Source organism: Nitrospira sp. CMX1, assembly GCF_054902215.1.
The window spans coordinates 193,601-217,272 of record NZ_JBUBKD010000045.1; the positions used below are offsets into that span (position 1 = coordinate 193,601).

Below are 23,672 nucleotides of genomic sequence, written 5' to 3' on the forward strand. Positions count from 1 at the left end.
GGACGTTATGAGACAAACCGAATTCTTCATGAAAGCGACTGATCCGAAGACCTTGACGGTCGGACAGTTGATGCAGGATGCCGTCACACGATGCACCTCGCGCACCGAGGCGTCGACGATCGCCCATCTGATGACCCATCGCAACTACGGAAGTTTGCCGGTGGTGGAAGAGGACGGCACATTAGTGGGGATCGTCACGGAATATGATCTCTTGCAAGCCATGACCGAAGGGCGTGATCTCAGAAAGATTTTGGCCATAGAGATCATGTCGGCCCATCCTGTAAGCGTGACGGAGGATCAAACGCTTGCTCAGGTGGCTGATCTGTTCCAGGACCGCTATTTGACTCGAGTGCCGGTCGTCCGGAACAATAAACTGGTGGGGATTCTGGCAAGACGTGATGTGCTCTTCGGCTATATGAAGGCATCGCAATATTGGTCGTAACAGACTGTTGAAAAAGTCCACCAGCGGCGTTCTCGCGTCGCGCAGAGGCTTAACGTACCAAGTCGGGACAGAGCAGCTCTGGCTGCTCGGGGCGGGCGGATGAAAAGGATTACGCCTCACCTCTTCGCTCGCTGTGGCCTTGTCGGTGAAACTTTTTGAACAGTCTGTTGTGTACATGTCCATCATGCCCAAAGCGGTTCCGCGGTTGGCTTGGAACGCGCTCCTCGCCATGATCCTTCTTGTTCCTACTGCCGTTCATTCAGAATCGACATCGAAGCGCCGTAGCCTATGCGATATGAGGTGTCCCAGTGATGAGACGGTGCAGTGGGAATGCCGGACACTCCGAGACGGTGAATCATTGGAAAGGCTCTTTGGTGAGCAGTGGGTCCATGTCGCGCGGTTCAATCGAGTCGATCGGCGTCACGTCCATGGTGGGGTGTCGATCAAAGTCCCGAAGCAGATTGAAGATGTGGAGTCATTTCTGCCCTTGCCGCTGTTGTATCTGGCGGCCGAGCAAGAAGGACAGTTCATACTCGTCAATCTGTCCGAGCAGTTTCTCGGTGCCTATGAGTACGGCGCACTCCGGTTTGCCGTTCCGATCGTCTCAGGGGACGAGGACCATCCGACACCCGTGGGCGAGTTTCGCCTCACCGCGGCCCATCGTACCCATCGATCCTGCTTGTACAAGGTTGAGGGAACGGATCGGTCTTATCCGATGAATTATGCGCTCCGATTTCATATCGATCGTGAAGGGGTATCTTATTGGTTGCACGGGCGTGACTTACCGGGCTATCCCGCTTCCCACGGTTGTATCGGCCTCTATGACGAACCGATGCAGAAGGAACAGTAGGGGATTCCAAGAGATCCGGAGCTGAATGATGCGAAGCGGCTATTTGAGTGGGTATTGGGTGAGGAAGTCGAGCATGATCAAGTGATTTCACTCCGGAACGGGCCGAGAATGCAGATCATCGGCCAGGCGCCGAGACATCCGCCGTAGGTCTAAGAGCACAAAGGCTATACGAGTAAAAGCGAACGAGTTGTCAGCCAAGGAGGCCGAGATGACATCAATGACATCCGTGCAGATCACTTCCCCAGGAGGTCCGTTCAAGCTCGTCCACGGGCCGGTGCCGGAACCCAAGCCCAATACCGTTCGCGTTAAAGTGCAGGCCTGTGGGGTTTGCCATAGTGACATGTTCGTCAAAGAAGGCCATTGGCCGGGACTCCACTATCCACGAGTCACGGGCCATGAGGTGGCGGGTGTGATCGATGCAGTCGGTGCCGGGGTGGTTGTCTGGGAAAAAGGTCAACCTGTCGGGGTGGGGTGGCACGGCGGACATTGTGGTCACTGTGCCCCTTGTCATCGCGGTGATTTTTTCGGATGTCAGAAATTCATCGTGACCGGCTTTCATGAAGATGGAGGGTATGCGGAGTACTTGATCGCGCGAACCGAGGCACTGGCAGCTATCCCCGATGTATTGACGCCAACGGAAGCGGCGCCGATTCTCTGCGCCGGGATTACGACGTTTAATAGCTTGCGGCATAGCGGAGCCAGGGCGGGTGATCTGGTGGCGGTTCAGGGGCTGGGAGGACTCGGCCATCTCGGGGTGCAGTTTGCCAACAAGATGGGTTTTCACACGGTGGCTATCGGACGCGGCCAGGACAAAGCCGCACTTGCTTTGAAGCTGGGAGCTGAGCGCTACCTCGATGCTGAAACGGTTGATCCGGTGAAGGAGCTGGCGAGTCTCGGTGGAGCCGCCGTGATTTTGGCAACGGCGCCGAGCGGGAAAGCCATGTCGGACATGATCGACGGGTTGGGGGTCGGCGGCAAGCTCATTGTTCTTGGGGCGTCGACTGACCCCATGATCGTGACACCGCTTCAACTGATCGGCGCACGTCCGACGATTCAGGGGTGGCCGTCAGGCACTGCGCGGGACTCCGAGGATGCCCTGAATTTTTGTGCTTTGACCGGTATCCGCCCGATTGTGGAGGCATTCCCTCTGGAACAGGCAGCGGCTGCTTACGACCGGATGCTGAGCGGCAAGGCCCGTTGTCGCGTGGTGCTGACCATGGAGTAACGCCTTCATGCCCATCTACCTGGATGTTGACGGTCTGTTACGACGTGTTACATGCTTCCGACACCAGAGGTTCAATGCACACGTTGCTTGGCAGCGGTTTCATCACTACGAACCATTCCAGGGAGGCTAGCCCGACAGCAAGCGGCCTGCTATGAAAAGCGAAAAATCGTGATCTTGTTGCGTATATTCTCTGCTGAGCGAAATGGGTAAGAATAGCCACAACCTCACGGTTCACGCCTTGTCGCAGTTCATCCATCATCACCTCCTGTGGTTTTTGATCGGCGTCTATGTGCTCTCCGCAATCTGGCCAGCCGCCGGTTTGGGGATACGACAGGTCAGCTTCGGCGATCTCCAAATCTTCAACGAGACGCTGCATGTTTCTCTCCTGCTGCTCCTACTGGCAACCTTGATGTTCAATGCGGGGTTGGGGGTCAAGACTTCGCATCTCAGATCGTTAGCCAAGAAGACAGGGGTTCTGTTTGCCGGGCTCACCGCCAATCTCGTTATTCCTATGGCCTATATCTTTCTGGTCACCCTCATCATGCGGGTGTGGTATGAGCCGGAGGAAGCCCAACATATCCTCGTCGGGTTGGCTTTGGTGGCGGCCATGCCGATTGCCGGAGCGTCAACCGCCTGGGCCCAGAACTCAAATGGGAATCTGGCACTTAGTTTGGGGTTGGTCCTGGCTTCGACCCTGCTCAGTCCCGTCCTGACACCGGTGGCGCTGTATACGTTCGGTGAGATGGCCACAGAGGAATATGAGCGGGTGATACATGATCTTGCTGCGTACGGATCGGGAGCGTTCCTAGGTCTCTGGATCGTGTTACCCTCCCTGTTGGGCCTTGCGGTGCGCTTCGTGGTGCCGGAAACCAGACAGACGGCCATCATGCCGATCATCAAACTGATCAATGCCGTCGTCTTACTGCTGTTGAACTACTCGAACGGCTCGGTCTCCCTTCCTCAGGCGGTCGCGGACCGCGACTATGACTTCCTCGCGGTTACATTCGTGATCACCGCGGGTCTCTGTGTCACGGCCTTTTCCGCCGGCTACGGGTTGAGTCGACTCTTCAAACTCGATGATGCGGAACGGGTCTCGCTTATGTATGGATTGGGAATGAATAACAATGGAACGGGACTGGTCTTAGCCTCATTGGTCTTGTCAGCCTATCCCCGAGTCATGGTTCCGATCATTTTCTACAACCTTATTCAGCATCTTGTGGCTGGTGGCGTGCATGAGATCCTCGGGAGAAACGCGGAGAGGGAAACGACAGAGCCACGTTAATGAAACAAGTGCTCCGGCTTCACGCGTGATCGGTTTCAGTTAAGGGCAGGTGAGTGTAAGCTGCTTTCGCGGGAGATGCTGACGAAGCTGACCACAAAGGCCAGGTCCGTGTACCTTCTGGAAAGCGATTGCTGGTGCCGTCTTCTTCGGTGAACAGGAACGGCACGGATCAGGCCGGAACCCCAAACAACGCTCCAGCTCCAGCGGTCACAGCCATTGCCAAGGCGCCCCAAACGGTAACCCGCGTAGCGGCAATCATCACAGAAGCACCGCCGACCCGCGCAGCCAGGGAGCCTAAAAGAACTAGAAAGAGAAGTGAACTTCCAGAAACAGCCCACGTAAGTGCAGAAGCGGGTACTAACAGGACGATTAGGAGAGGTAGGATAGCGCCAACCGAAAATGTGATAGCTGATGCCAAGGCAGCTTGAACTGGTCGTGCGGTCACGGTGTCGGATATTCCGAGCTCATCACGACTATGGGCACTGAGTGCATCATGTGTCATCAGCTGGGTTGCGACTTTGGATGCGAGTTCTACATCCAGTCCACGTGCAGCGTAGATTGCAGTCATTTCTCTGTGCTCTTGCTCGGGGTTCGTTGCGAGCTCCATGCGCTCCCGAGCGAGATCCGCGCGCTCGGTGTCAGCTTGCGAACTCACCGAAACATACTCACCTGCCGCCATCGCCATCGCGCCGGCCACAAGACCGGCCACGCCTGCGGTCATAATACTTGTTGAGCTTGCGCCTGCCGCCGCTACGCCTACGATGAGGCTCGCCGTCGACACAATACCGTCATTTGCGCCTAGCACTGCGGCACGGAGCCATCCAATTCGGCGTATGGTGTGCGTTTCAAGGTGCGGCATCGCAACGGTTCACGAGAGGGTGCGCTCTCTCAACTCCAGCAACGTCGCCAGGTCGTTTCACGAGTTGAACGGAAACTAGTCTACTGCAAAAGCCAGCGATGAATCCATTCATCCGGCAATGATACAGGAGTTTTCCGTGAGGGGGAGAGGGGACGCAATACTGCCGTAAATATCCGACCGTCCATGGTAGCCTTGTAGTCTCTGGACATGCAGACACTCGCCCAAATTACGCGTGGGTTACCGGCCATCAATTCCAGAGACGATCGAGCCCACCCGGTGTATGCAGGACTATTTGAGTAAGTCACCTAGCAACTGGGGGCGGGTCACCTCCTCCGTTGGCATCGGGGGAATCGCAGTTATACATGTGATCAATGACAAATTAGAACCTATGATTGTGGCTAGACTGAGACTGTAACGGAAACCCTTAGTTTTCAGCGGTGAATATTGAAATGTGTTGAGACAGACAGCCAGCTCTCCGGACAGGGCGATGAGGCCCCTCAGACTCCTGGAAATAAACTTTTGGTGCTCAGTTACCCATGCGTAGGGATTTATTTGGAGCGCCTTATCTCTTCACCCTGCGCTAAACCCTCTCACCTTACGGCCCAACCCGCCGGACGCGGTTGTTATTATGATCTGCAATCAGCAGATGACCTGCCCGATCTACTGTGACGCCCCAAGGGTCGCTCATGTGGGCCGCAGTGGCCGGTTGATTATCCCCATTAAAGCCTAGGACCCCTGTGCCTGCCACGGTAGTAATAATGCCTGTCTGGGCGTCAACTCGCCGGATGCGATTGTTACTACCGTCTGCAATCAGCAGATTACCCACCCCATCCACGGCAACGTCCCTAGGAATATTCACTTGGGCTGCAGTGGCCGGTTGGTTATCCCCATTAAAGCCAGCCACTCCCGTGCCTGCCATGGTGGTGATAATCCCTGTCCGGACGTCAACTCGCCGGATGCGATTGTTACTACTATCTGCAATCACCAAATTGCCCGTCCCGTCGACGGCGATGCTAGAAGGAAAGTTCAACTGAGCAGAAGTGGCCGGTTGATTATCCCCATTAAAGCCTAGGACCCCCGTGCCTGCCACGGTAGTAATAATGCCTGTCTGGGCGTCAACTCGCCGGATGCGTGCATTGGTCTGATCCGCAATCAGCAAATTCCCCGCCCCATCAACGGCGATGCCAACAGGAAAGTTCAACTGGGCGGAAGTAGCCGGTTGGTTATCCCCATTAAAGCCTCGGCCCCTAGTGCCTGCCACGGTAGTGATAATGCCCGTCTGGGCGTCAACTCGCCGGATGGCCATATTACGCATATCCGCAATCAGTAAATTCCCCGCCCCATCGACCGCGACGTCAATAGGGCTCATTTGGGCCGCAGTGGCCGGTTGATTATCCCCATATAAAGCCAGGTACTCCCGTGCCTGCCACGGTGGTGATAATGCCCGTCTGGGCGTCAACTCGCCGAACGCGAAAGTTACGACCATCTGTCATTAGCAGACTACCGGCGCGATCCACAGCGACGCCGAGAGGCTCGCTCAGGTGGGCCGCAGTGGCTGGTTGATTATCCCCATTAAATCCATCCACTCCTGTGCCTGCCACGGTAGTGATCGTGGCCACCGATGGCGGAGTGGGAGGGGGGAGTCCATCCCCGTTCCCGCAGCCAGTGAGGGAGATGAACAGACCGTTAACCGCATACAGACTCCATGCGAATAGCACGGTCTGCTTCATCGACAGGGTCGCAGCCATAATTAAAGCTCCTTATTAAGGTGAGTGTCATTTCCGAATAGCAATCTTTGGTGTAGGGCGCACGAGTTGTGCGCGGTCGAGGTTGTGATAAATTGGCGTTAAAGCCTTGTGAGGATGACGTTTGGGGTCCCGTATGTGGGTGATGCCTTGTTCTTCGTAAGGGCCGTTCCACGTACCATCCGCCCGGAAAATGATTCGTTTGCTCATCATGAGCTCCTTTCAGGTATTCACGCGAAAAGATGGTTAGCTGGTTTGCATTGCCGTTGCCCTATGCCTCAGAAGATTTCGTGTTTCCCAGCTCAATTGAATAGGCGAAGGCAATCTGCATGCCGAAAATCAGAAAGTAATTCTCCACATATTCCACAAAAGTGCAGGCATCACATCTCCATGAAACAGGAATCTAGTATCTGAATTGATTCATCACTGTATCTAAAAGACACTAAATCTTTGCGATCAACTCTGTGCGGGCTCTGTAGAAGTTTGTTTCTACTGCCCTTGAAGGCCCCGCCGAGGCACTCACAAAATCTACGTTATAGATCTCGACCTCTAAGAGGTTTCATTTTTTATCGTGGTGGCGCCGAGAAAAAATGAGTCTCAAACCCATGACAGACAGAGGATGTACCGGTTCGAGCACGTTGGAGCAGCATAATGTTCAGTGAGGTTACAGATTGCAACAGGTATAGGAGGGCATGGCTAAGATATATAGAACAGGCTTTACATCGTTTCATTGTTCTTTATATCTGCGACCTCATTGCTACCAGCACAGGACAACCCCGTCCCATCGGCACCCAGCGTGCCAGTGTCCTGAGTTGTGGTTTCTTGTGGGGTTACCTTGTCTGAGGTAGGGCTATCTGAATTTTGTAAACCGCAGGTCGTACGACTCAGGTGACTCATCCCATCCTCAGCCCTTGACTCATCAAGATTGGTTGTTATATCTATGGTCCATGGCTACTCGAGCTCTCTCAACCAAGAAGGCGGTGTCGTTGTTTCATGCCCTCTCGGATGAGACCAGGTTAGCGCTGCTCGACCGGTTGAAAGAGGGAGAGCAGTGCGTCTGTGAGCTGACGGATGCGATGAAAGCGGCGCAGTCACGGCTGTCGTTTCATCTGAAAGTATTAAAGGATGCCGGGCTGGTTGAGGATCGCCGTGAGGGACGGTGGATGTATTACTCCCTTAGTGCTCAGGCAATCGAGGAATTAGAGGAGTTGGTGGGTTCTTTCAAGAAAGCAGCAAGATCGGCGGTTTCCTCGACGCGTTGCTGCTGATTTTTTAGATCTTATAAATCAACATTTCTTGATTGGAGGTCAATCATGAGTGACGCACAGACGCTCAAAGAAGAAATCAAGACCAGATATGGGCAGGCAGCTTTGCAGGCGCAGAAACAGGAGCGACGTTCCTGCTGCGGGACCGGGACTGTTTTGCAGGCGGGGCAACTCGACCCAATCACCGGCAATCTGTACAGCGACCACGAAGCTGCCACGTTGCCTCAGGATGCAGTGGCGGCGTCGTTGGGGTGCGGCAATCCAACCGCATTGGCGAAGATTGCTCCGGGTGAGACGGTCTTGGATCTGGGCTCGGGCGGTGGCATCGATGTCCTGCTTTCCGCACAGCGGGTTGGACCAACCGGCAAGGTATATGGCCTCGATATGACGGATGAGATGTTGGTGTTGGCGCGGGCCAATCAGACGAAGGCTGGGGTGACGAATGTGGAGTTCTTGAAAGGCGACATCGAGCACATTCCCTTGCCGGGCAATTCCGTCGATCTTATCATCTCAAACTGCGTGATCAATCTCTCGCCGGACAAGGATCTGGTGTTGGCGGAAGCCTTTCGCGTCTTGAAACCGGGAGGGCGACTGGCTGTCTCGGATATCGTGGTTCGAGGGGAGATTCCACAAGAGATTCAACGCAACGTCGAATTGTGGGCTGGGTGCGTCGCCGGTGCCCTGGAAGAACAGGAGTACATCGCAAAGCTGAAACGAGCGGGATTTGAAGGGGTCTCGATCGAGCCGACCAGAGTCTATACGGCTGCGGATGCGCGGGATCTGTTCGAGGGAACTGATCTTAATCTTGACGCCATCGCGCCGATCGTGGATGGCAAGTTCATCAGTGGGTTTGTACGGGCGACGAAACCAGAGGCGAATCAGGCGGCCTGCTGCTCGACGAGCTGTTGCTCATGAAACAGCGAGCTTGTTTCTCTGTACAGGGAATTCGGCTCGTAGCCAGATGGCGGAAGGATTACTCCGCCATCCGGCAGAAGATCGGTATGCCGTGTATAGCGCCGGGACGCATCCAGTCGGTCTCAATCCTGGCGCGGTGATGGCCATGCAGGAGCTGAACCTCGATATTTCTGCACAGCAGTCAAAGCACATGGACGCGTTCACTGATCAGGCATTCGACTATGTGATTACCGTGTGCGATCGGGCCAAGGAGTCCTGTCCTCATTGGCTTCATACTTGGAGTTTCGAGGATCCCGCTGCCGTACTGGAGCCAGATGAAGAGCGGCGTACGGTCTTTCGCACGGTACGGGATCAAATCAAAACCCGCATCGAGAAATTCTTCTCGATCGGACGTTGATGGTCAGATACTTTTTCTGCACTTCTCTTAGCTGGTGTGATTTCAAGCAGGCACGACAAGCGGTTCGTGGTCAGGTGTGTGCCTACTTTGGTTTTGGGACACAGCCTATTGAATGGTCTGTTTCAAGCACCTGCGTATTCGGCGGACACTGTACTCTTGGCTTGACAGGAACGCATAAGAAGCTTGCTGGCGTGTGTTCACGGTTGTCGGATAACGTCCATCCTGGGCCGCAGAGTTGTGCTGATAATCTCGCCTTTTCCATCTTGACGTTGTCCACCGGTTCTCTTGGAATGCCGGTAATTTCTGGGCCAGCATAGGCATGTGTCATAGACATGACATTGATAGCAGTGAAGATAATTGTGGGTAATTGATCACGTCGTTTCATGATTCGTCCTCTCTTCACATAACGACTTTCCTGGAGGAGAGCGTGTGATCAGCCGCGACCGGGTGCTGCACAGGCAAGGTGTATCTCAGCCACGCTCTGCGCAAAGGCCTTGGCGAGATTGCCGGTCAACGGTGCGGTTCGTTCATAGACGGTAAAATTGTACGGATCCTTCGCTGTGAGGCCGTACTTGTCGATGAGCATCTGATGCTGCCCGTCTGTTTGGATGTGATAACGAACCTTCGCGAGTAACTTGAGCCCGGCACTTTCCTTCGGCACTCGATACTCAAACGTATAGTCCCGGCTGGCCAGCGGCATGAGCCGATTGTCGTGCAACTCGACAATGGCCGGTTGCCACAGGATCCAACGCCCCATCGTATCGGACTGCTGTTCCAGAACTTTGCCATTCTGATCTTCCACTGCAAACTCAACGGTGAAGTGGCGGTCAGGATCCCCCGTTGGGAGTTTGTGGCCTGCGCCTGCATTGACCAGGGTCAGTGTGACCCTAACGTTGTCGCCGGGTTTGGGTTCGGCCGGCTCAGCCGTCACCTTCACGTCGATGGCCCGTTTGACCATCGCCGGGTCGTGTCCACCTCGCCAGAGATGTTGACGGCCCTGGCGCACAGGGCCGCCGATTGCAACTGGTCGTTCAATTTCCGGCATGTGGCAGCTTTGGCAAATGAAGCCCCGTTCCTTCTTCCAGTGTCCATCCTCATATTCAGGATAGGTGCCGCAAGGCCCGCCGTTGTAGAACTGTGCCGGTCCTCCCACGACGCTATGACAGCGCTCACACAGTTGTGCGGTGCGGAACATCGGATCATATTTTGTCGGATGGGGAGCCTTGGCATCTTCGTACGGTCCCATGACGACCCCATCTCGTACATGACAGGCCGCGCAGGTCACGCCTTCCTGTTGATACTCCCTGTCGTAGTACGGGTTCGGTTCTTGGACGGCTCGTTCTACTCGCTCGCGTGGGATATCTTTAATCAGCATTGGCTGCTGGTTTTCCAGGGGAGTATGGCAGTTCAGGCAGACCCAGATGTGTTTATCTTTCGTCCAGTAGGCTTGGAAGAAGGGATCCTTGTAAGCCTGGGAATGAATGCTGGTCTTCCATTCGTTGTAGATCTCGGTGTGGCAGGTGCCGCAAGACTCCGCTTGCAGGCTCGTTAGCCCTTCAGGAACCTTTTGATGAGGGATGGCATGGGCATAATCTTCCCGCAAGCCGAAGATGACGACTGGTTTCACTTCGGTATAGTACAGGTACGTGAGGCCACCAAGGACGGCGAGTCCGACCAGGCTTCTCTTCAACCAGCGCATTGCGTGCTCCGTTCTATCCGCTCTCGTGTTGACTGTCTCAAGCGATATGCCGCTATTGCTCCGACAAACGTGTTGCGGGAGAGCTGTCACTCATCATACTGGACGACTTCCGACTCTCTCAACTCGCACCTTCTCTCAGGTTTGTTTAGAGGGCTCACGGAAACCGGCCCACACAGAAGCCAGGGCAACAGGTGTCGCCATAGGGCCAGAATATCGCTTGCTCCAAGCAAGGGACTTCGCTATACAGGGCTTGTCGAGAGTCTCAAGTTATGAAGGGAGGAATGCTAATGATAAACAGGATGCTGGAAGTAACTTTGTTTTGCGGAGTCGTTTGTCTGTTGGTCATGGGCGGCTGTGCGTCGGAACAGGCTGTCGTGGAACCAACAGCAAGGGGGTCTTTGATATCGTCGGCTCCTCAGGAGGCGGCGCCTGTTGGGCCTTCGGAGTTCGTGAAATTGTGCCTGGCACGAATTGCGAGCGATTCCAGTGAAGGGACGAGGATGGTTGCCGAACAAAGTTGTCAAGATAATGAAAAGCTTCACCAAGGTGTGGTCGGGATCGCCGTCGCGAAGAGTGCCAACCGTGCATCTGCCGGTACGCAGGGCGATTCGCTTGATGCCTGCATGGCACGCATCCCCGCCGACGCGACGGTAGGTCAGCGACTATTGGCGGAAGAAAGTTGTAAGCGTGATCAGTTCACGCACCATTGAGCAGCGAACCAACCACTCAGTATACGGTCGACGTTCAGGAGACCAGCCGTTTTGGGTCTGTAAAGGAAGTACGCCAACTCTTCGGATGGCTACTCTATTCGCATTGTACTCACCGTTTATTTAGAGCACGATCTTCGTAGGTTCGCATTGTCGTGCACACAAGAGGTTTCACAGTATATTGGTGCGATCACAATGCGGTCATGCTGAGCATGTCAGGTGAAGGTTGATGTGGATGGGCTTGAGCGAGGCCGAGCGAGCGGATCCACGTATGCCGGTAGCCAGCCGATGAGTTGCAACGTCTGGATTTAGAAAGCGGTCTGAGGAAGGCACCCTGCTCGTCCTCAGGCATGGGCGGGCGTCGCCAATCCAACGTTGCCCAAGTAGACATTTCTTACAGTCGTACCTCATCTCCACTTCTGACTTCAAAGCTACTCACCATATTGCCTTATACGGTATTGCGTGTGATTGCATTCCTTGAATCTGCAAGGGTAGGCATTCGTGTATCTCGACGTGGAGATGAAGAGATTTTCACGCGGCATTCACGGTCACTTCATCAAGGGGAGTTATATTTGGTTATGCCATACGAACAAACAAAGGAGGGTTTTACACGTGCACAACATGCTGGATCTTTCGATGGTCTGCTTTCCGTATGTCCTGATGGGACTAGGCCAAGCAGTCATAGCGGGTACAAATATGACGAGAAGGACAACCAATAACACTGACGAAAATCAGGGGCGGAGAGTTACCCGTCTCACATTCGATATAGCAGCCTTGAGCGCGAAAAACAGAACAAGATCGGGGTCTCCTGTGTTGTTACCGAGTTGAGAACCTGTCATGACCGTGACGTCTGAGCGGCTTCACAAGCAGGTGGGAGAAGAAAGACTTTTAGGAAGTTCTCCGTCATCTCTGATCATATCTTCGTGCCTTGGCAACATGGTGCGCGGAGCGATTCGTTCAAGGAAAAAGAAAGGTAGGTATACTGTTATGACCATCATCATTCTATCCATGCTCGCGTTAAGCGCCTTGTTTGGAGTCATGTACAAAGCGTTTGGTGCGGAGTAGTGAAGATGTAACGAGTTCTCATCGAACCGGGGCAGGCAACTCCGGTTGTCTGCCCCGACGTTCCCTATGGAATGTATGCATCGATGAGCCGCTGACGAAAACAAACGTGCCTCTCCTCGTGCTGCGGAGCTGACGTGGCCATGAATTGGACTATGGTACCTCCTTCCATGTCCTCACACGGTGGATTGCTGATCGTGGATCGGGCAGCGTCACCTCCGCGAGTAATGCCTAGGGAGAGGAAAGGGTCTGAGACGGGTGTCTTATCCCGTCTCAGACCAGGTTGATGCAAGTGAATGAATGGGTCGATACAAGGACTCGCATGGCACTGTCATGTTATGCCCGTTCAGGCTCTCTTCTTCTTTAACACCCATTCGCGACAATCCTTGCAATTGTTTCTAGCAGGATTCGGAAAAAGACCACCAGCGGCGTTCTCGCATCGATCAGAGGTTCACCGTACGGCTCGGAGTACGATTCGCCTCTTTGCGCATCCTGCAGGGCTCTTCAACGTCGTCTCACACCTCAATACCCGTGACGGCGACAGAGGTCACAATGAGTTTTCCCACAGCCTGCTAGTCGTTACGTACTGCAACGGTAGAGAGGGGTTCAGACGGGGTGGCTTCCATCAAATCCTTGTTTGTGGGCTACGATGCCGGTGAGGAGTTCCACGTGTTCAAGGCAACTTCAAGCCAATGTACAAAGTGTGAGATGCAACGACTGTGCTGTATGAGCAAGTGCTGCAATGGCCTGGCTGCTGTTCCACCGCTGTGAGTCGTTTGTCGCTCGTCCTAATTGTCTAGTTAGGTAGACGGCTTTGAGGATATTCTCCCCACGTCTTCATTCAGTGGCCCTGGGCATTACCAAGAACGGCGGACGTATTGAATCGGCAGCCGGATAAATTCGATAGCCTAAGCACGATAGTTGCTCGATTGCTTCGATACGGCGTGATCAGCAAAACTTGATGAAGAAACACGTCATCATTCAAGAGGGAAGAACTATGCATATGATGATCGCTTATCCACAGATGTTGCGCATCAGCCTCATCGTACTACTTCTCACCGCATCGGGACTGTCGGATGCGAGAGCGGATGCCGTCACCGAATGGAACGAGAAGGCTGGAGAGATCGTGGTGAAGGCAGGATTGGGACCATTGCCGGCCGCGCGAGCGCTGGCCATGGTTCAAGCAGCAGTGTACGAAGCCGTGAATGCCATCACACAACAGTATCCCGTCAGCGATGTGAAACTAGAGGCGGCTCCTGGGGCCTCCGTGGAGGCGGCGGTTGCGGCGGCGAATCGTACCATGTTGGCAAAGCTTGTTCCGTCTCAACAAGCAATCGTCGATCATGCCTATAAGACCGCCCTGACTGCAATCATCGATGGACCAGCCAAGTCCAACGGCATCGCTGTCGCTGAAAAGGCGGTTGCGGCCATTCTCGCGCGACGTGCGAATGACGGAGCTGCAGCAGGGGAGTCCTATCGTCCACATACGAGCGCGGGAACCTATGTGCCTACCGTCATACCGGAACTTCCTCAGTGGAGATATCGGAAGCCCTGGTTGATGACGAACCCGATGCAATTTCGTCCTGGGCCACCTCCTGACTTGGAGAGCGAAGTCTGGGCGCGTGACTATAACGAGGTGAAAGCCCTGGGTGGAAAGCACAGCCGACAGCGAACTGTTGAACAGACCAACATTGCACATTTCTGGGAAGAAGTCATGCCGCCAATTTATGATGGCATCGTGCGATCGGTCGCAAAGGCTCCGGGACGAGACATTACACGGAACGCGCGCTTATTTGCCGCGGTCACTCAGGCTGCGGATGACGGGTTGATCGCGGTGTTCGACGCAAAATATCACTATGGGTTCTGGCGTCCGGTCACGGCAATCCGTAACGGCGATATCGATCGAAACGAGGCAACCGAACGAGACGAATCTTGGGAGCCGCTCATTGAGACTCCCATGCATCCGGAATATCCCTGCGCACACTGCATCACAGCCGGAGCGGTGGGTACGATATTAAAAGCGGAGATAGGGAATGAGCCAACCCCTGTGTTGACCACCACGAGCAACGCGGCGGGTGGAGTCTCGCGTAGCTGGACAACTATCGATGAGTTCATGCAAGAAGTCCCGAATGCCCGTCTCTATGACGGCGTTCATTATCGGAATTCCGGCAAGGTCGGAACCGACATGGGGAGGCGGATTGCTCAGCTGGCGATTGAAAAATATCGACTGACACGCAAATAGCGACTACGGCTCTGTGATGATATGCCCCCCCGGCTTTTCTTCCCCTTCACCCCATTCCGCCACAGCCTGTGCCATCTCTGCTAATCGCAGCGCGGCTCGACCGAACACACTGTCGGACGGGTAGGCCCCATCGAGCCCCCGTTCACCGGCAGCGATGCCGGTGAGTAACTCCAACGCCTCTTCAATCGTGTTCACGGCATACACGGCAAAATGACCGGATTCGACGGCTTCCACCACATCGCGGCGAAGGGCTAGATGCTTGGTGTTGCGAGCGGGGATGATGACGCCTTGGGTGCCGCTCAATCCCTTGCGTGAACAGGATTCGAAGAACCCTTCGATTTTTTCGTTCACGCCTCCGATCGGCTGGATTTCCCCCAATTGATTGACGGAGCCGGTGACGGCCAGCCACTGATGGATCGGCAGATCAGCGAGGCTGGAAAGAATGGCGATGAGCTCCGCCACGGCGGCGCTGTCACCTTCTACTTCAGAATAGGTCTGTTCAAACGTCAAAGAAGCGCTCATGGCAAAGGGATGGGACCCGGAGAATTTGCCGGCGAGATATCCGGCCAGGGTCAGGACCCCCTTGCTGTGGATCATCCCGGCCAGTTCCGCTTCCCGCTGGATATCGATCACGCCTTTGGTGCCGATATAGGTGCGAGCAGTAATCCGAGTGGGACGGCCGAACGCGTAGTCGCCAAGCTCATGGACCGACAGACCGTTGACCTGACCGACCACGTCACCGTCGAGATTGATCATCAACGTACCTTCTTTAATCTCATCTTGGATCCAATGTTCCGCCAAGTTCGAGCGATGACGTTTATGGGTGACGGCGGCATCGACGTCTGCTCGCGTCACAAACGAATGGCCTTCTTTTCTTGCCCAATATCCTGCCTCACGGATGAGGTCGCTGATGAGACTGAGCCGGAGTGACAGTCGATCACGGCGATCCGCGAAGCGGAGTCCCTGCCGGAGGATTTCCGCGACGGCATCCGCTCTGAAGTGAGGCAGTCCTTCTTCTCGACAGAGCCTTGCAATGAACCGGGCATATTGTCGGTCCTGTCGTTCACTGCGAACGACTTCGGTGTCGAAATCCGCTTTCACCTTGAACAGCTTCCCGAAGTCTTCTTCGTAGTCTTGCAGGAGGTGGTACAGCATGGGCGGCCCAACCATGATGACCTTCACCGTCACGGGGATCGGTTCCGGTCTCAGTCCTGCCGTGGAGAATCCGTAGAATTCACCCGGATCCTCGATCTTCACCTCGCCGGTCTTGATCCCCCGCTTGAGCGCATCCCACGAAAACGGCTGGCGCAGCATGTCCAAGGCATTCACGATCAGGTAGCCGCCGTTGGCTTGCAGCACAGCTCCTGCACGGATTTCCGTGAAGTCGGTATACATGACGCCCATGTGTGCCCGTCGTTCAATCTTGCCGATGAGATTGGTATAGGTCGGGTGGGTCTCATCGATGACAGGAGCCCCTTCCGACGGGTCATGTTGCACGATCAGATTAACCAGGAAGCGCGACATGTCGGGTCGCTTGAATTCCAAACCGGGTATGGCGATGGCAGGACCTTCCCGCGGCAGAAAATCTTTGTAGTGATGCACAATGTCGTCTCGAACATGTTCCAAAAATGTGGTGATGGCCGCCATATCTTGATACGTCCGGCGCATGGTTTCGTAACGACCTTCCAAGACATTGGTGGCCAGTTGGCGGTCCAGATGGCGTTGTTGATGCTCGGCTTCCTTCTCAAGACCGTGGATGCGGATATGGAATTCTCGGATTTCCCCTTCCAAGATCTTGCGTCGTTCGTTCAGATCCCGCTGTTCTTCCTCGGTCATCGCCTCCATGTCGGCCTCCCTCATGGGACGGCCTTCTTTGAGCGGTGCAATCCCGAAACCGACCGAGGTTTCCTCAAAGCCGAATCCCTGTGTCCGGCTGTGTTCTGTTAATTCATGAAAGAGCGCCTTTTTCTTGGCATCGATGTCGTCATGCAGTTTGGCCTTGGCATCGAGATATTTCTTGCTCTCGAATGCCAAGGGGATGTCGCGTCGCAGTCCCTCGATAAATCCGGACATTTCTCGCTTGAACGATGCGCCCTGTCCGGCAGGCAGCGCGAGACAGGTTGGTCGAGAGGAGTCTTGGAAATTATTCACGTAACACCAGTCGGACGGAGCGGGGGCTGCTTGCGCCATACGCTTGACCATCTGTCGAATGACCGTCGCCTTTCCTGTACCGACAGGGCCGGAGACGTAGAGATTGAATCCAGGACTCTTCATATTGAGCCCGAATTCCAACGCCTCCACGGCCCGCTCTTGTCCAATGATCTCAGTAAGAGGCTCGAGTTCGCCCGTATCCTCGAAACCGAGCCGACCGGGATCGATCGTTGGAGCCAACATTGAGACGGGGATCTTAAATTTCTCGATGTTCATCCTAGGACACCTTTACCGCTACCGGTTGCGGGATCGCGACAACCGTTGCGTGCGGGCCTTTGTCGCCCTCCTCGAGACCGAATACAACGTCGGTCCCGTCTTCCAGTTGCTCAAAGGTGAGTCCTTGCAGGGCATTCGCGTGGAAATAGACCTCGCCGCCTCCCTCCTTGAGGATAAAGCCGTAGCGCTCATTCGGGAACAGCTTCGATACGACACCCTGATGGGGCGGCATGGGAGGCAGGCGTACCTCGGTCTGAGCACGTTTCCCCCGATATTTGCAGAGTTCGATATCAATGGCATGAAATGCGGACCTGATGGCTTCCTCGAAGGTCTTGTCTTCCTTGCGAGCCGTCAGGGTATGACGCCCGGACAGCGTGACTACAATGAGCGCTTCCGCCACGTTCACAAGTTTCTTGTGGTGCCGATTCTTGATCAAGGTGACTCGACTATGAATCACATCATCATGCCCGTGCCGGAGGTCTTTCATGCGGGATTCAATCTCGGTCTTCCAGCGAGGGGTCATGGCGACATTGCGGCTATGAATTTCCAGCTCCATGAGAGCCTCCACATCGGAGTAGTTCACGTCCTCTTGAGAATCAGCGGTCGCAAACGATATGCCGACGTGACAAGGGCTCAAGGGTATCGGTCAGTCGCAACGGGTGGATGTTTCATGATCCGAGTTATTACAGCCGATTCTGATATGGGGTATTTGTCTACAGTACCGCTCTGACAGGTGGCGCTCAATGCGACAATTCTCGCTCTCCGCCCGTCCTTCAATCAGGTATGTTGCAGTGTGGTTCTGGAACATGACTTGCGAGGTCTTGCGGTATGCCAACATTGAGCAAACAATCGCTGGTGCAGTATCTGCGGAATCGTTTTGGCCCAGACGTCGAGCTACTGTCTTATGGCGTTATCGGTAAGGAGAGTTCCAAGGGAGCCCAGAAGCGGTATGGGTACGGCACGCCGGTTAAAGTGACGTTCCAAGTCGGACGTCGGGTTCAATCCGTCGTGCTTGAAACGATGAAGCCCGGTCCGTTTGGGCATGAGCATATGGCTGATCGTGCTCAGGCGATGCTGTGGGACTATGATTCCTACGGGCGGCTTCCACGCCATGTGAAGGCGCTGGATGTGGGTGCGTTCGATGACAAACAGGCGCTCTTTTCTCTTGCCGAGGCTCAGGAATTCTTCGTGCTGAACGAATGGACTGACGGCGCAAGTTATCATGCGGATCTTGAGCGATTGGCGAAAGGCGGGGCGCTCCGTAAGCTGGATCGACAACGTACGGTCACGCTGGCGAGTTACCTGGCACAGATCCATGCCAAGAAACGCCGAGACACGGATCTCTACAGGCGTCGGCTGCGTGAATTGATCGGCCATGGCGAATGCATCATGGGATTGACCGACAGCTATCCCAAACGTTTCGGTTTTATCACCGGCGATCTGTTGCGAACGGTAGAGGAAGCCTGCAACCGGTGGCGGTGGCGTCTCCGTGACAAGGCCCATCGACTTGCACAGGTTCACGGGGACTTCCATCCGTATAATGTGCTGTTCCGTAGCGGGATGGATTTCGCGGTGTTGGATCGGTCACGAGGAGAATGGGGCGAGCCGGCTGACGACATCACCGCGATGACGATCAATTATCTACTCAACTCACTGATCAGTCGTGGAAAGCTGGAGGGGCCGTTCGAGGTCCTTTTCCGTTTGTTTTGGGAGACCTATATCGAAGCGAGCGGCGACAAGGAAGTGACGGAAACGGCCGCACCGTTCTTTGCCTTTCGCGGCTTGGTCGTGGCCAGTCCGCTCTGGTATCCCAATCTATCGATCGACACTCGGCGTCGTCTCTTTCGTTTCATTGAAAACGTACTCGACGTGCCGCGCTTCGATCCAGGGCGGGTGAATGCGTATTGCGGTGTGTGATGTGCACACACCGATCGGCTTTCAGCGTACAGTTGAAAGAAGGAGTTCTGCGAGGACTTGCCCCTCGCAGACGCCGAACGCTGACAGCTGTTTGCTGTGAGCCAAGCAATATTTATGAATCGATCGCAAGCTTTTGCTATCTGGCTTACGGGTCTGCCCGCGTCGGGCAAGAGCACCATTACAGCCGCGCTTCGGCCTCAGCTTGAGCAGTTGACGTTGTCCGTCGAAGTCCTCGAGTCCGATGCAGTCAGACGCATTCTTACGCCGACACCGACCTATTCGCAGGCCGAACGGGATCTCTTCTACCGCGCCTTGGCCTTCATGGGTGCGAGGTTGGTTGCGCATGGTGTCACCGTCATCTTCGATGCCACGGCGAACAAGCGTGCGTACCGGGACTTCGCTCGAGGCCTCATCCCTGCGTTTATCGAGGTCGCAGTAGAATGCCCCTTGGGACTCGCGATGCAGCGTGATTACAAGGGGACCTATTTGCGAGGTCAGCGTGGCGAATCGTCGACCGTTCCGGGGCTACAAGATTCCTATGAATCGCCGACTCACCCGGAAGTGAGGATCGATACGACGCAACTCTCGGCAATCGATGCAGCGAGAGCCGTGTTGGAAGCTGTGAAAGGGATGTTCACGGAGGATTCGGCTCACACACCACAGTTCCCATGATCTCCGTTCTCCATACCATGGTGCGAACCTAGGCAGGGTAGGAAGAGCCCACATTGTTCATGAACGCTTCTACGACAACTCCTGACATGGCGCTGCGACAATATCCGTCGCTCGTCGTTCGTCGTTCGCCCTTCGATAAAACTCAGGGCTGTGAGCCTGTCGGATGGTGAGGCGTAGCTCGTTTCTGAATTCGGACGCTTCACGAGGTGCTCGGTTCAGCGGTTTTCATGACAAACCGTCATGCATGATGGAGGCTCGTGACTTGATGGGGATCTTTTCCGCCCGTTATAGTGGCGCCCCATGCGAAAGAAGCCTGTGTCTCGTTTTAGAAAAACGAATAGCCCGCCTTATGAAGCCACGGTGAGCTCCATCGCTCAAGCACCTGCCGCAGCGGCGCTGCTTGCAGCATTTCGTGCCCTTGCCGCCAATGACGTGTATACGATGGCCCCGAAAACATCGGTGGTTCGAGGGTATGATTACTATCGGCAGCAGCGACTTCAGCACTATGTCTGGAACAAGGATGGCGCGACTCTCACGGCCCAGGTGCAGGGCACCATCTTGTACGAAGTCGTGTTCTCTCTGGATGACGGGTATCTCTCGGCATTTTGCGACTGTCCAGCCTGGGAGTTCGAGTGTCCGTGCAAGCATGTCCTGTGCGCCTGTTTCACCACCAAACATCTCCTGGTGCCCGAGACGTTCCAATTGTCCGATCGGGAACAAGCCCATCTGGCCACACTCCGAACCGAGTTGCTCGGAGAGCCCATTCAGACGAGTGTGAGCAAGGGCAACACCCGGGAGTCGGGCTATGAAATCGTGATCGACGCAAACCAGCCCTATCCGCAGCTCTCTGTCTGCCGTAATGGGGTGAGACTGTCTGCAGGGTGGGCTCCTGCCTTACCACCTGAGCTGCGACCGCTGCTTCATCCGTCCTGGTTTTCATCGACCTACGGGGATGATCCCTTGTTGCGCTACCTTGGCTTGGTCAAGCGCCAGTTCCCCCTCGTGCTCAAAGTCGGCCGGGACTCACTCGTCCTTCAATGGGCTCCGATGGTCGTGTGCCGAAGCAAGACAGAGATAGCGCTTTCCGGTGATGCGGTGAGGATTCGCGCGGTCTGTCTTGCGGACGGTACGGTGCTCGATCGGATTGTTCGTTTTCGTAGCTTCGTGGTTGACGTGAACGGTCGGCGCTTGCTCCTGTTGGAGGATGAAGGTGGTTGGGCTTCTTTTCAGACACTGCGTCATGGCTTCCGACGGTTCGATTTCCCTTCTGATCGTAGCGGACTGGAAGAAGCCTTCTGTGCGGTCACCTTACCGGAGAGTGAGAACCATCGGCGATGGCAGGGCCTGCACCATGCGCTGGAATTCACCGTTTCACGAGAGGAGTTTCAATCCGCTCAGATCGATCTGATCCGTAAGCAGGCCGACAACACCCTCCGCGATCTATTATTGTTGTCTGTCGATGGGCACGAGATGCCGGTTCGCTCGTCCGCTGGTGGATCCGGAGACGAGGAGCGGGTCTACAGCGTGACCCTCAGGCCGCTCCCCGACGAGTCCGGTGTATCAACGACTGCATGGATGCTTCAGGTCCAATGTCGGCAGGGTGAGGCGTGGGGTTCTCCAAGCGCGTCGACCTTTTCCTTCATTCACGCGTTGGAGCAGGGGCGTGCGGTATCTGGGCCGTTGCGCACACAGAAACGGAAGGCGGTCCTCTACGAGTTGTTCTTCGCCTTATTGAGCGTCGGTGAGGCGAAAGAACGAGACGGTCGCATCAAGGCGGCGTTGGATCAGACTGATTGGGTACGGAGTGTTCGCTTAGAGGCCGCCCGATGGCTGAAACAGCACTTGGCTGTGTATGCCAGACTGGATGTGCGGTTGCAGATCGAAGCAGGGTGGTGGGGTTTGCAGGCGATCGACAAGTTTCGGGAAGGTTCACTGTATCAGGTTCTCTTTGAAATCTTCGGCCCGGAAGTATTTCGCGGCATGTCCTCGTACGCCGCAATGGTGATTGACTTGCGAGTGCTGTTTCCACGATTGCCGGCCCTTCTGGAAAAGCTGACGACAGCGGGAATCACGCTCCTGTACGAGAACAAACCACTCAAGTCCGTTCGGTGGGACTGTTCCGTCCACGTTGGGCATCAGGATCGACAGGAGACCGGAATCGACTGGTTCGAGATCCGGCCGGAGATCCGTTGTGATGGGATGGTCATTGATGAGTATGAGTGGAGGACCGTCTTGCAGCGGGGCGGCCTCATCGAGAGTGAGGGCGGGCTACGGGTCCTGGACGGCCCAAGCATGGAACGGCTACGAGCGATCTTCGACCTGACCGGAGACGCCCAGGCGAATCGGGATTCGACGCAGGTTGTACGGGTGCCCCGGTTGCAGATCCTTGATTGGCTCGCGCTTCGTGAACAAGGGATCCACGTGTCGCTGCCGGCTGAAGATGAGGCTGTGCTGGCGGGCTTGCTGGGATTTGTGCGGATCGACAAGCCGCCGTTACCGAATGGACTTCACGCGATGTTACGCCCCTACCAGCATGACGGCTATGCCTGGTTGGCGTTTCTCTATGCCCATCGATTCGGCGCCTGTTTGGCCGACGATATGGGTCTGGGCAAGACCATCCAAACCATCTGTCTGTTGGCGGCCATCAGAGAAGGATGCCTTGAGGCAGCGCGCGGGGTGAAGGGCCCTCACCTGGTCGTGGTGCCGACGAGCCTGCTCTTCAATTGGGAGCAAGAGTTGGCCCGGTTCGCGCCGGAGTTCAAGGTTCATGTGTATAGCGGGAGCGAGCGGACGTTCGAGGCCGGAGACGGTGAGATTGTGCTCACGACCTATGGGCTGGCCCGCCGGGACATCGATGCCTTGGAGCAGACGACGTTCCACGTGATCGTCTTCGATGAGGCCCAGGCGGTGAAGAACATTCAAGCAGACACGACGGGCGCAGTCCGACGACTCAAGGGACGTTTCAAGATCGCGCTGACCGGTACCCCGCTGGAAAATCATCTCGGCGAGTATTTTTCCGTGATCGACCTCTGCGTGCCTGGGCTCTTGGGCGAAAGCGATCGATTCAAGACGGACGTGAAACGCCTCTCGGGTCCTGCGCTTGATCGGGTGTTGCGCCGGACGAGGCCCTTTGTTCTGCGGCGGACTAAGGCCGAGATTCTTCAGGACTTACCTCCGAAAATTGAGCATGAGGTGTTTCTGGAGTTGACCGATCGCCAAAAGGCGCTCTATCAACAGACGGTCGAACAAGTCCGCTCAACGATCGACGAGGCTTATCGCAGCAAGACGTCCGGACAGGCGCAGTTCATTGCCCTCACAGCCATCCTCAAGCTTCGGCAGGTCTGTCTTTCGCCACGACTCCTCACGAAACAACCGGAGGAGCGCTCCCCCAAGCTCGGCTTTCTCATGGAACGATTAAACGTATTACGGGAGGAAGGGCACAGTGCCTTGGTATTTTCTCAGTTCACCAGCTTTTTAGATCTGGTGCAGGAAGCATGCATCCAGCATGGATTGCCGTATCACCGATTGGACGGATCCACCGCATCGGCTGCACGCAAAGCCCGCGTGAAGGCCTTTCAAACCGGTGACCAGCCCGATGTCTTTCTCTTGAGCCTGAAAGCGGGAGGGCAAGGACTGAATCTGACCCGCGCCAGTTATGTGTTTCATCTAGATCCCTGGTGGAATCCGGCGGTGGAGCGTCAGGCCTCGGATCGTGCGCATCGCATCGGGCAGCAGCAGACCGTCACGATCGTGCGGATTCTCATGCGACACAGCATCGAAGAGAAAATGATGGCTCTGAAGCAACGGAAGCTCGAGTTGTACGACGCAGTCATGGCCGGCGCGGTGCGAGGCTCAGGGCAGGGTGTACTGACGAAGGCCGATATCGACTTCCTGCTTTCGCCAGGTGCCTGATCTTGTGGATTGTCGCCCTTCTGGCTCAGAGAGCTGGCGACTGTCTCTGTATCA

The 23,672-nt window shown here is 55.4% G+C and carries 19 protein-coding genes; 12 read left to right on the forward strand and 7 right to left on the reverse strand.

Annotation, left to right across the window (positions count from 1 at the left end; translation table 11 throughout):
• The first annotated feature begins 7 nt into the window (after nucleotides 1-7).
• The 4 genes from ACYX34_RS12310 (at nucleotide 8) to ACYX34_RS12325 (ending at nucleotide 3,799) form a co-directional block, all read left to right on the forward strand.
• On the forward strand, nucleotides 8-442 hold the full coding sequence (locus tag ACYX34_RS12310) for a CBS domain-containing protein (RefSeq protein ID WP_462076857.1): 435 nt from the start codon (nucleotides 8-10) through the stop codon (nucleotides 440-442).
• Nucleotides 443-737: 295 nt separating this feature from the next.
• Nucleotides 738-1,292 carry a L,D-transpeptidase gene (locus ACYX34_RS12315; protein WP_462076858.1) on the forward strand — a complete coding sequence of 185 codons (555 nt, stop codon included), beginning with the start codon at nucleotides 738-740 and terminating at the stop codon, nucleotides 1,290-1,292.
• Nucleotides 1,293-1,500: 208 nt separating this feature from the next.
• A complete protein-coding gene (locus ACYX34_RS12320; protein ID WP_462076859.1) occupies nucleotides 1,501-2,517 on the forward strand; it encodes an alcohol dehydrogenase in 1,017 nt (338 codons plus the stop codon).
• 202 nt (nucleotides 2,518-2,719) lie between these two features.
• On the forward strand, nucleotides 2,720-3,799 hold the full coding sequence (locus ACYX34_RS12325; RefSeq protein ID WP_462076860.1) for a bile acid:sodium symporter family protein: 1,080 nt from the start codon (nucleotides 2,720-2,722) through the stop codon (nucleotides 3,797-3,799).
• Between the two features lie 169 nt (nucleotides 3,800-3,968).
• Here the strand turns inward: ACYX34_RS12325 and ACYX34_RS12330 are convergent, their stop codons facing one another.
• The 3 genes from ACYX34_RS12330 to ACYX34_RS12340 form a co-directional block, all read right to left on the reverse strand.
• Entirely contained in the window at nucleotides 3,969-4,658 is a 690-nt protein-coding gene (locus ACYX34_RS12330; protein WP_462076861.1) for a VIT1/CCC1 transporter family protein, read from the reverse strand.
• Nucleotides 4,659-5,253: 595 nt separating this feature from the next.
• Nucleotides 5,254-6,027 (reverse strand): NHL domain-containing protein, encoded by a 774-nt coding sequence (locus ACYX34_RS12335; RefSeq protein WP_462076862.1) that lies wholly within the window; start codon nucleotides 6,025-6,027, stop codon nucleotides 5,254-5,256.
• A 22-nt stretch (nucleotides 6,028-6,049) separates the two neighbouring features.
• Nucleotides 6,050-6,406 (reverse strand): NHL domain-containing protein, encoded by a 357-nt coding sequence (locus ACYX34_RS12340; RefSeq protein ID WP_462076863.1) that lies wholly within the window; start codon nucleotides 6,404-6,406, stop codon nucleotides 6,050-6,052.
• A 944-nt stretch (nucleotides 6,407-7,350) separates the two neighbouring features.
• Here ACYX34_RS12340 and ACYX34_RS12345 point away from each other — a divergent pair.
• From ACYX34_RS12345 to ACYX34_RS12355, 3 genes are read left to right on the forward strand one after another with little or no spacing between them, the layout of a single operon-like run.
• Nucleotides 7,351-7,671, forward strand: a complete 321-nt coding sequence (locus ACYX34_RS12345; RefSeq protein WP_462076864.1) for an ArsR/SmtB family transcription factor — start codon at nucleotides 7,351-7,353, stop codon at nucleotides 7,669-7,671.
• A gap of 45 nt (nucleotides 7,672-7,716) precedes the next feature.
• The gene (locus ACYX34_RS12350) at nucleotides 7,717-8,583 is read left to right on the forward strand and encodes an arsenite methyltransferase (protein WP_462076865.1); all 867 of its coding nucleotides are present in this window, start codon (nucleotides 7,717-7,719) and stop codon (nucleotides 8,581-8,583) included.
• A gap of 10 nt (nucleotides 8,584-8,593) precedes the next feature.
• Entirely contained in the window at nucleotides 8,594-8,980 is a 387-nt protein-coding gene (locus tag ACYX34_RS12355; RefSeq protein WP_462076866.1) for an arsenate reductase ArsC, read from the forward strand.
• An 82-nt stretch (nucleotides 8,981-9,062) separates the two neighbouring features.
• Here the strand turns inward: ACYX34_RS12355 and ACYX34_RS12360 are convergent, their stop codons facing one another.
• On the reverse strand, nucleotides 9,063-9,365 hold the full coding sequence (locus ACYX34_RS12360) for a hypothetical protein (RefSeq protein ID WP_462076867.1): 303 nt from the start codon (nucleotides 9,363-9,365) through the stop codon (nucleotides 9,063-9,065).
• Nucleotides 9,366-9,413: 48 nt separating this feature from the next.
• Nucleotides 9,414-10,679: a hypothetical protein gene (locus ACYX34_RS12365; RefSeq protein ID WP_462076868.1), complete on the reverse strand. Its 1,266-nt coding sequence runs from the start codon at nucleotides 10,677-10,679 to the stop codon at nucleotides 9,414-9,416.
• Between the two features lie 287 nt (nucleotides 10,680-10,966).
• On the opposite strand from ACYX34_RS12365, the gene ACYX34_RS12370 reads away from it, so the two are divergent.
• Both ACYX34_RS12370 and ACYX34_RS12375 read left to right on the forward strand, forming a co-directional pair.
• Nucleotides 10,967-11,389 (forward strand): hypothetical protein, encoded by a 423-nt coding sequence (locus tag ACYX34_RS12370; RefSeq protein ID WP_462076869.1) that lies wholly within the window; start codon nucleotides 10,967-10,969, stop codon nucleotides 11,387-11,389.
• 2,020 nt (nucleotides 11,390-13,409) lie between these two features.
• Nucleotides 13,410-14,690, forward strand: a complete 1,281-nt coding sequence (locus tag ACYX34_RS12375; RefSeq protein ID WP_462076870.1) for a vanadium-dependent haloperoxidase — start codon at nucleotides 13,410-13,412, stop codon at nucleotides 14,688-14,690.
• A gap of 3 nt (nucleotides 14,691-14,693) precedes the next feature.
• Here the strand turns inward: ACYX34_RS12375 and ACYX34_RS12380 are convergent, their stop codons facing one another.
• Complete coding sequence (locus tag ACYX34_RS12380; RefSeq protein ID WP_462076871.1) at nucleotides 14,694-17,117, reverse strand: Lon protease family protein; 2,424 nt, start codon at nucleotides 17,115-17,117, stop codon at nucleotides 14,694-14,696.
• A gap of 1 nt (nucleotide 17,118) precedes the next feature.
• Complete coding sequence (locus ACYX34_RS12385; protein ID WP_462076872.1) at nucleotides 17,119-17,673, reverse strand: cold shock domain-containing protein; 555 nt, start codon at nucleotides 17,671-17,673, stop codon at nucleotides 17,119-17,121.
• Nucleotides 17,674-17,945: 272 nt separating this feature from the next.
• Between ACYX34_RS12385 and ACYX34_RS12390 the strand changes: the two genes are divergently transcribed.
• The 3 genes from ACYX34_RS12390 to ACYX34_RS12400 all read left to right on the forward strand — a co-directional run bounded on the left by ACYX34_RS12390 (nucleotide 17,946) and on the right by ACYX34_RS12400 (nucleotide 23,618).
• The gene (locus ACYX34_RS12390; RefSeq protein WP_462076873.1) at nucleotides 17,946-19,034 is read left to right on the forward strand and encodes a phosphotransferase family protein; all 1,089 of its coding nucleotides are present in this window, start codon (nucleotides 17,946-17,948) and stop codon (nucleotides 19,032-19,034) included.
• A gap of 114 nt (nucleotides 19,035-19,148) precedes the next feature.
• Entirely contained in the window at nucleotides 19,149-19,706 is a 558-nt protein-coding gene (locus ACYX34_RS12395; protein WP_462076874.1) for an adenylyl-sulfate kinase, read from the forward strand.
• A 300-nt stretch (nucleotides 19,707-20,006) separates the two neighbouring features.
• Complete coding sequence (locus ACYX34_RS12400; RefSeq protein WP_462076875.1) at nucleotides 20,007-23,618, forward strand: DEAD/DEAH box helicase; 3,612 nt, start codon at nucleotides 20,007-20,009, stop codon at nucleotides 23,616-23,618.
• Nucleotides 23,619-23,672: the final 54 nt, after the last annotated feature.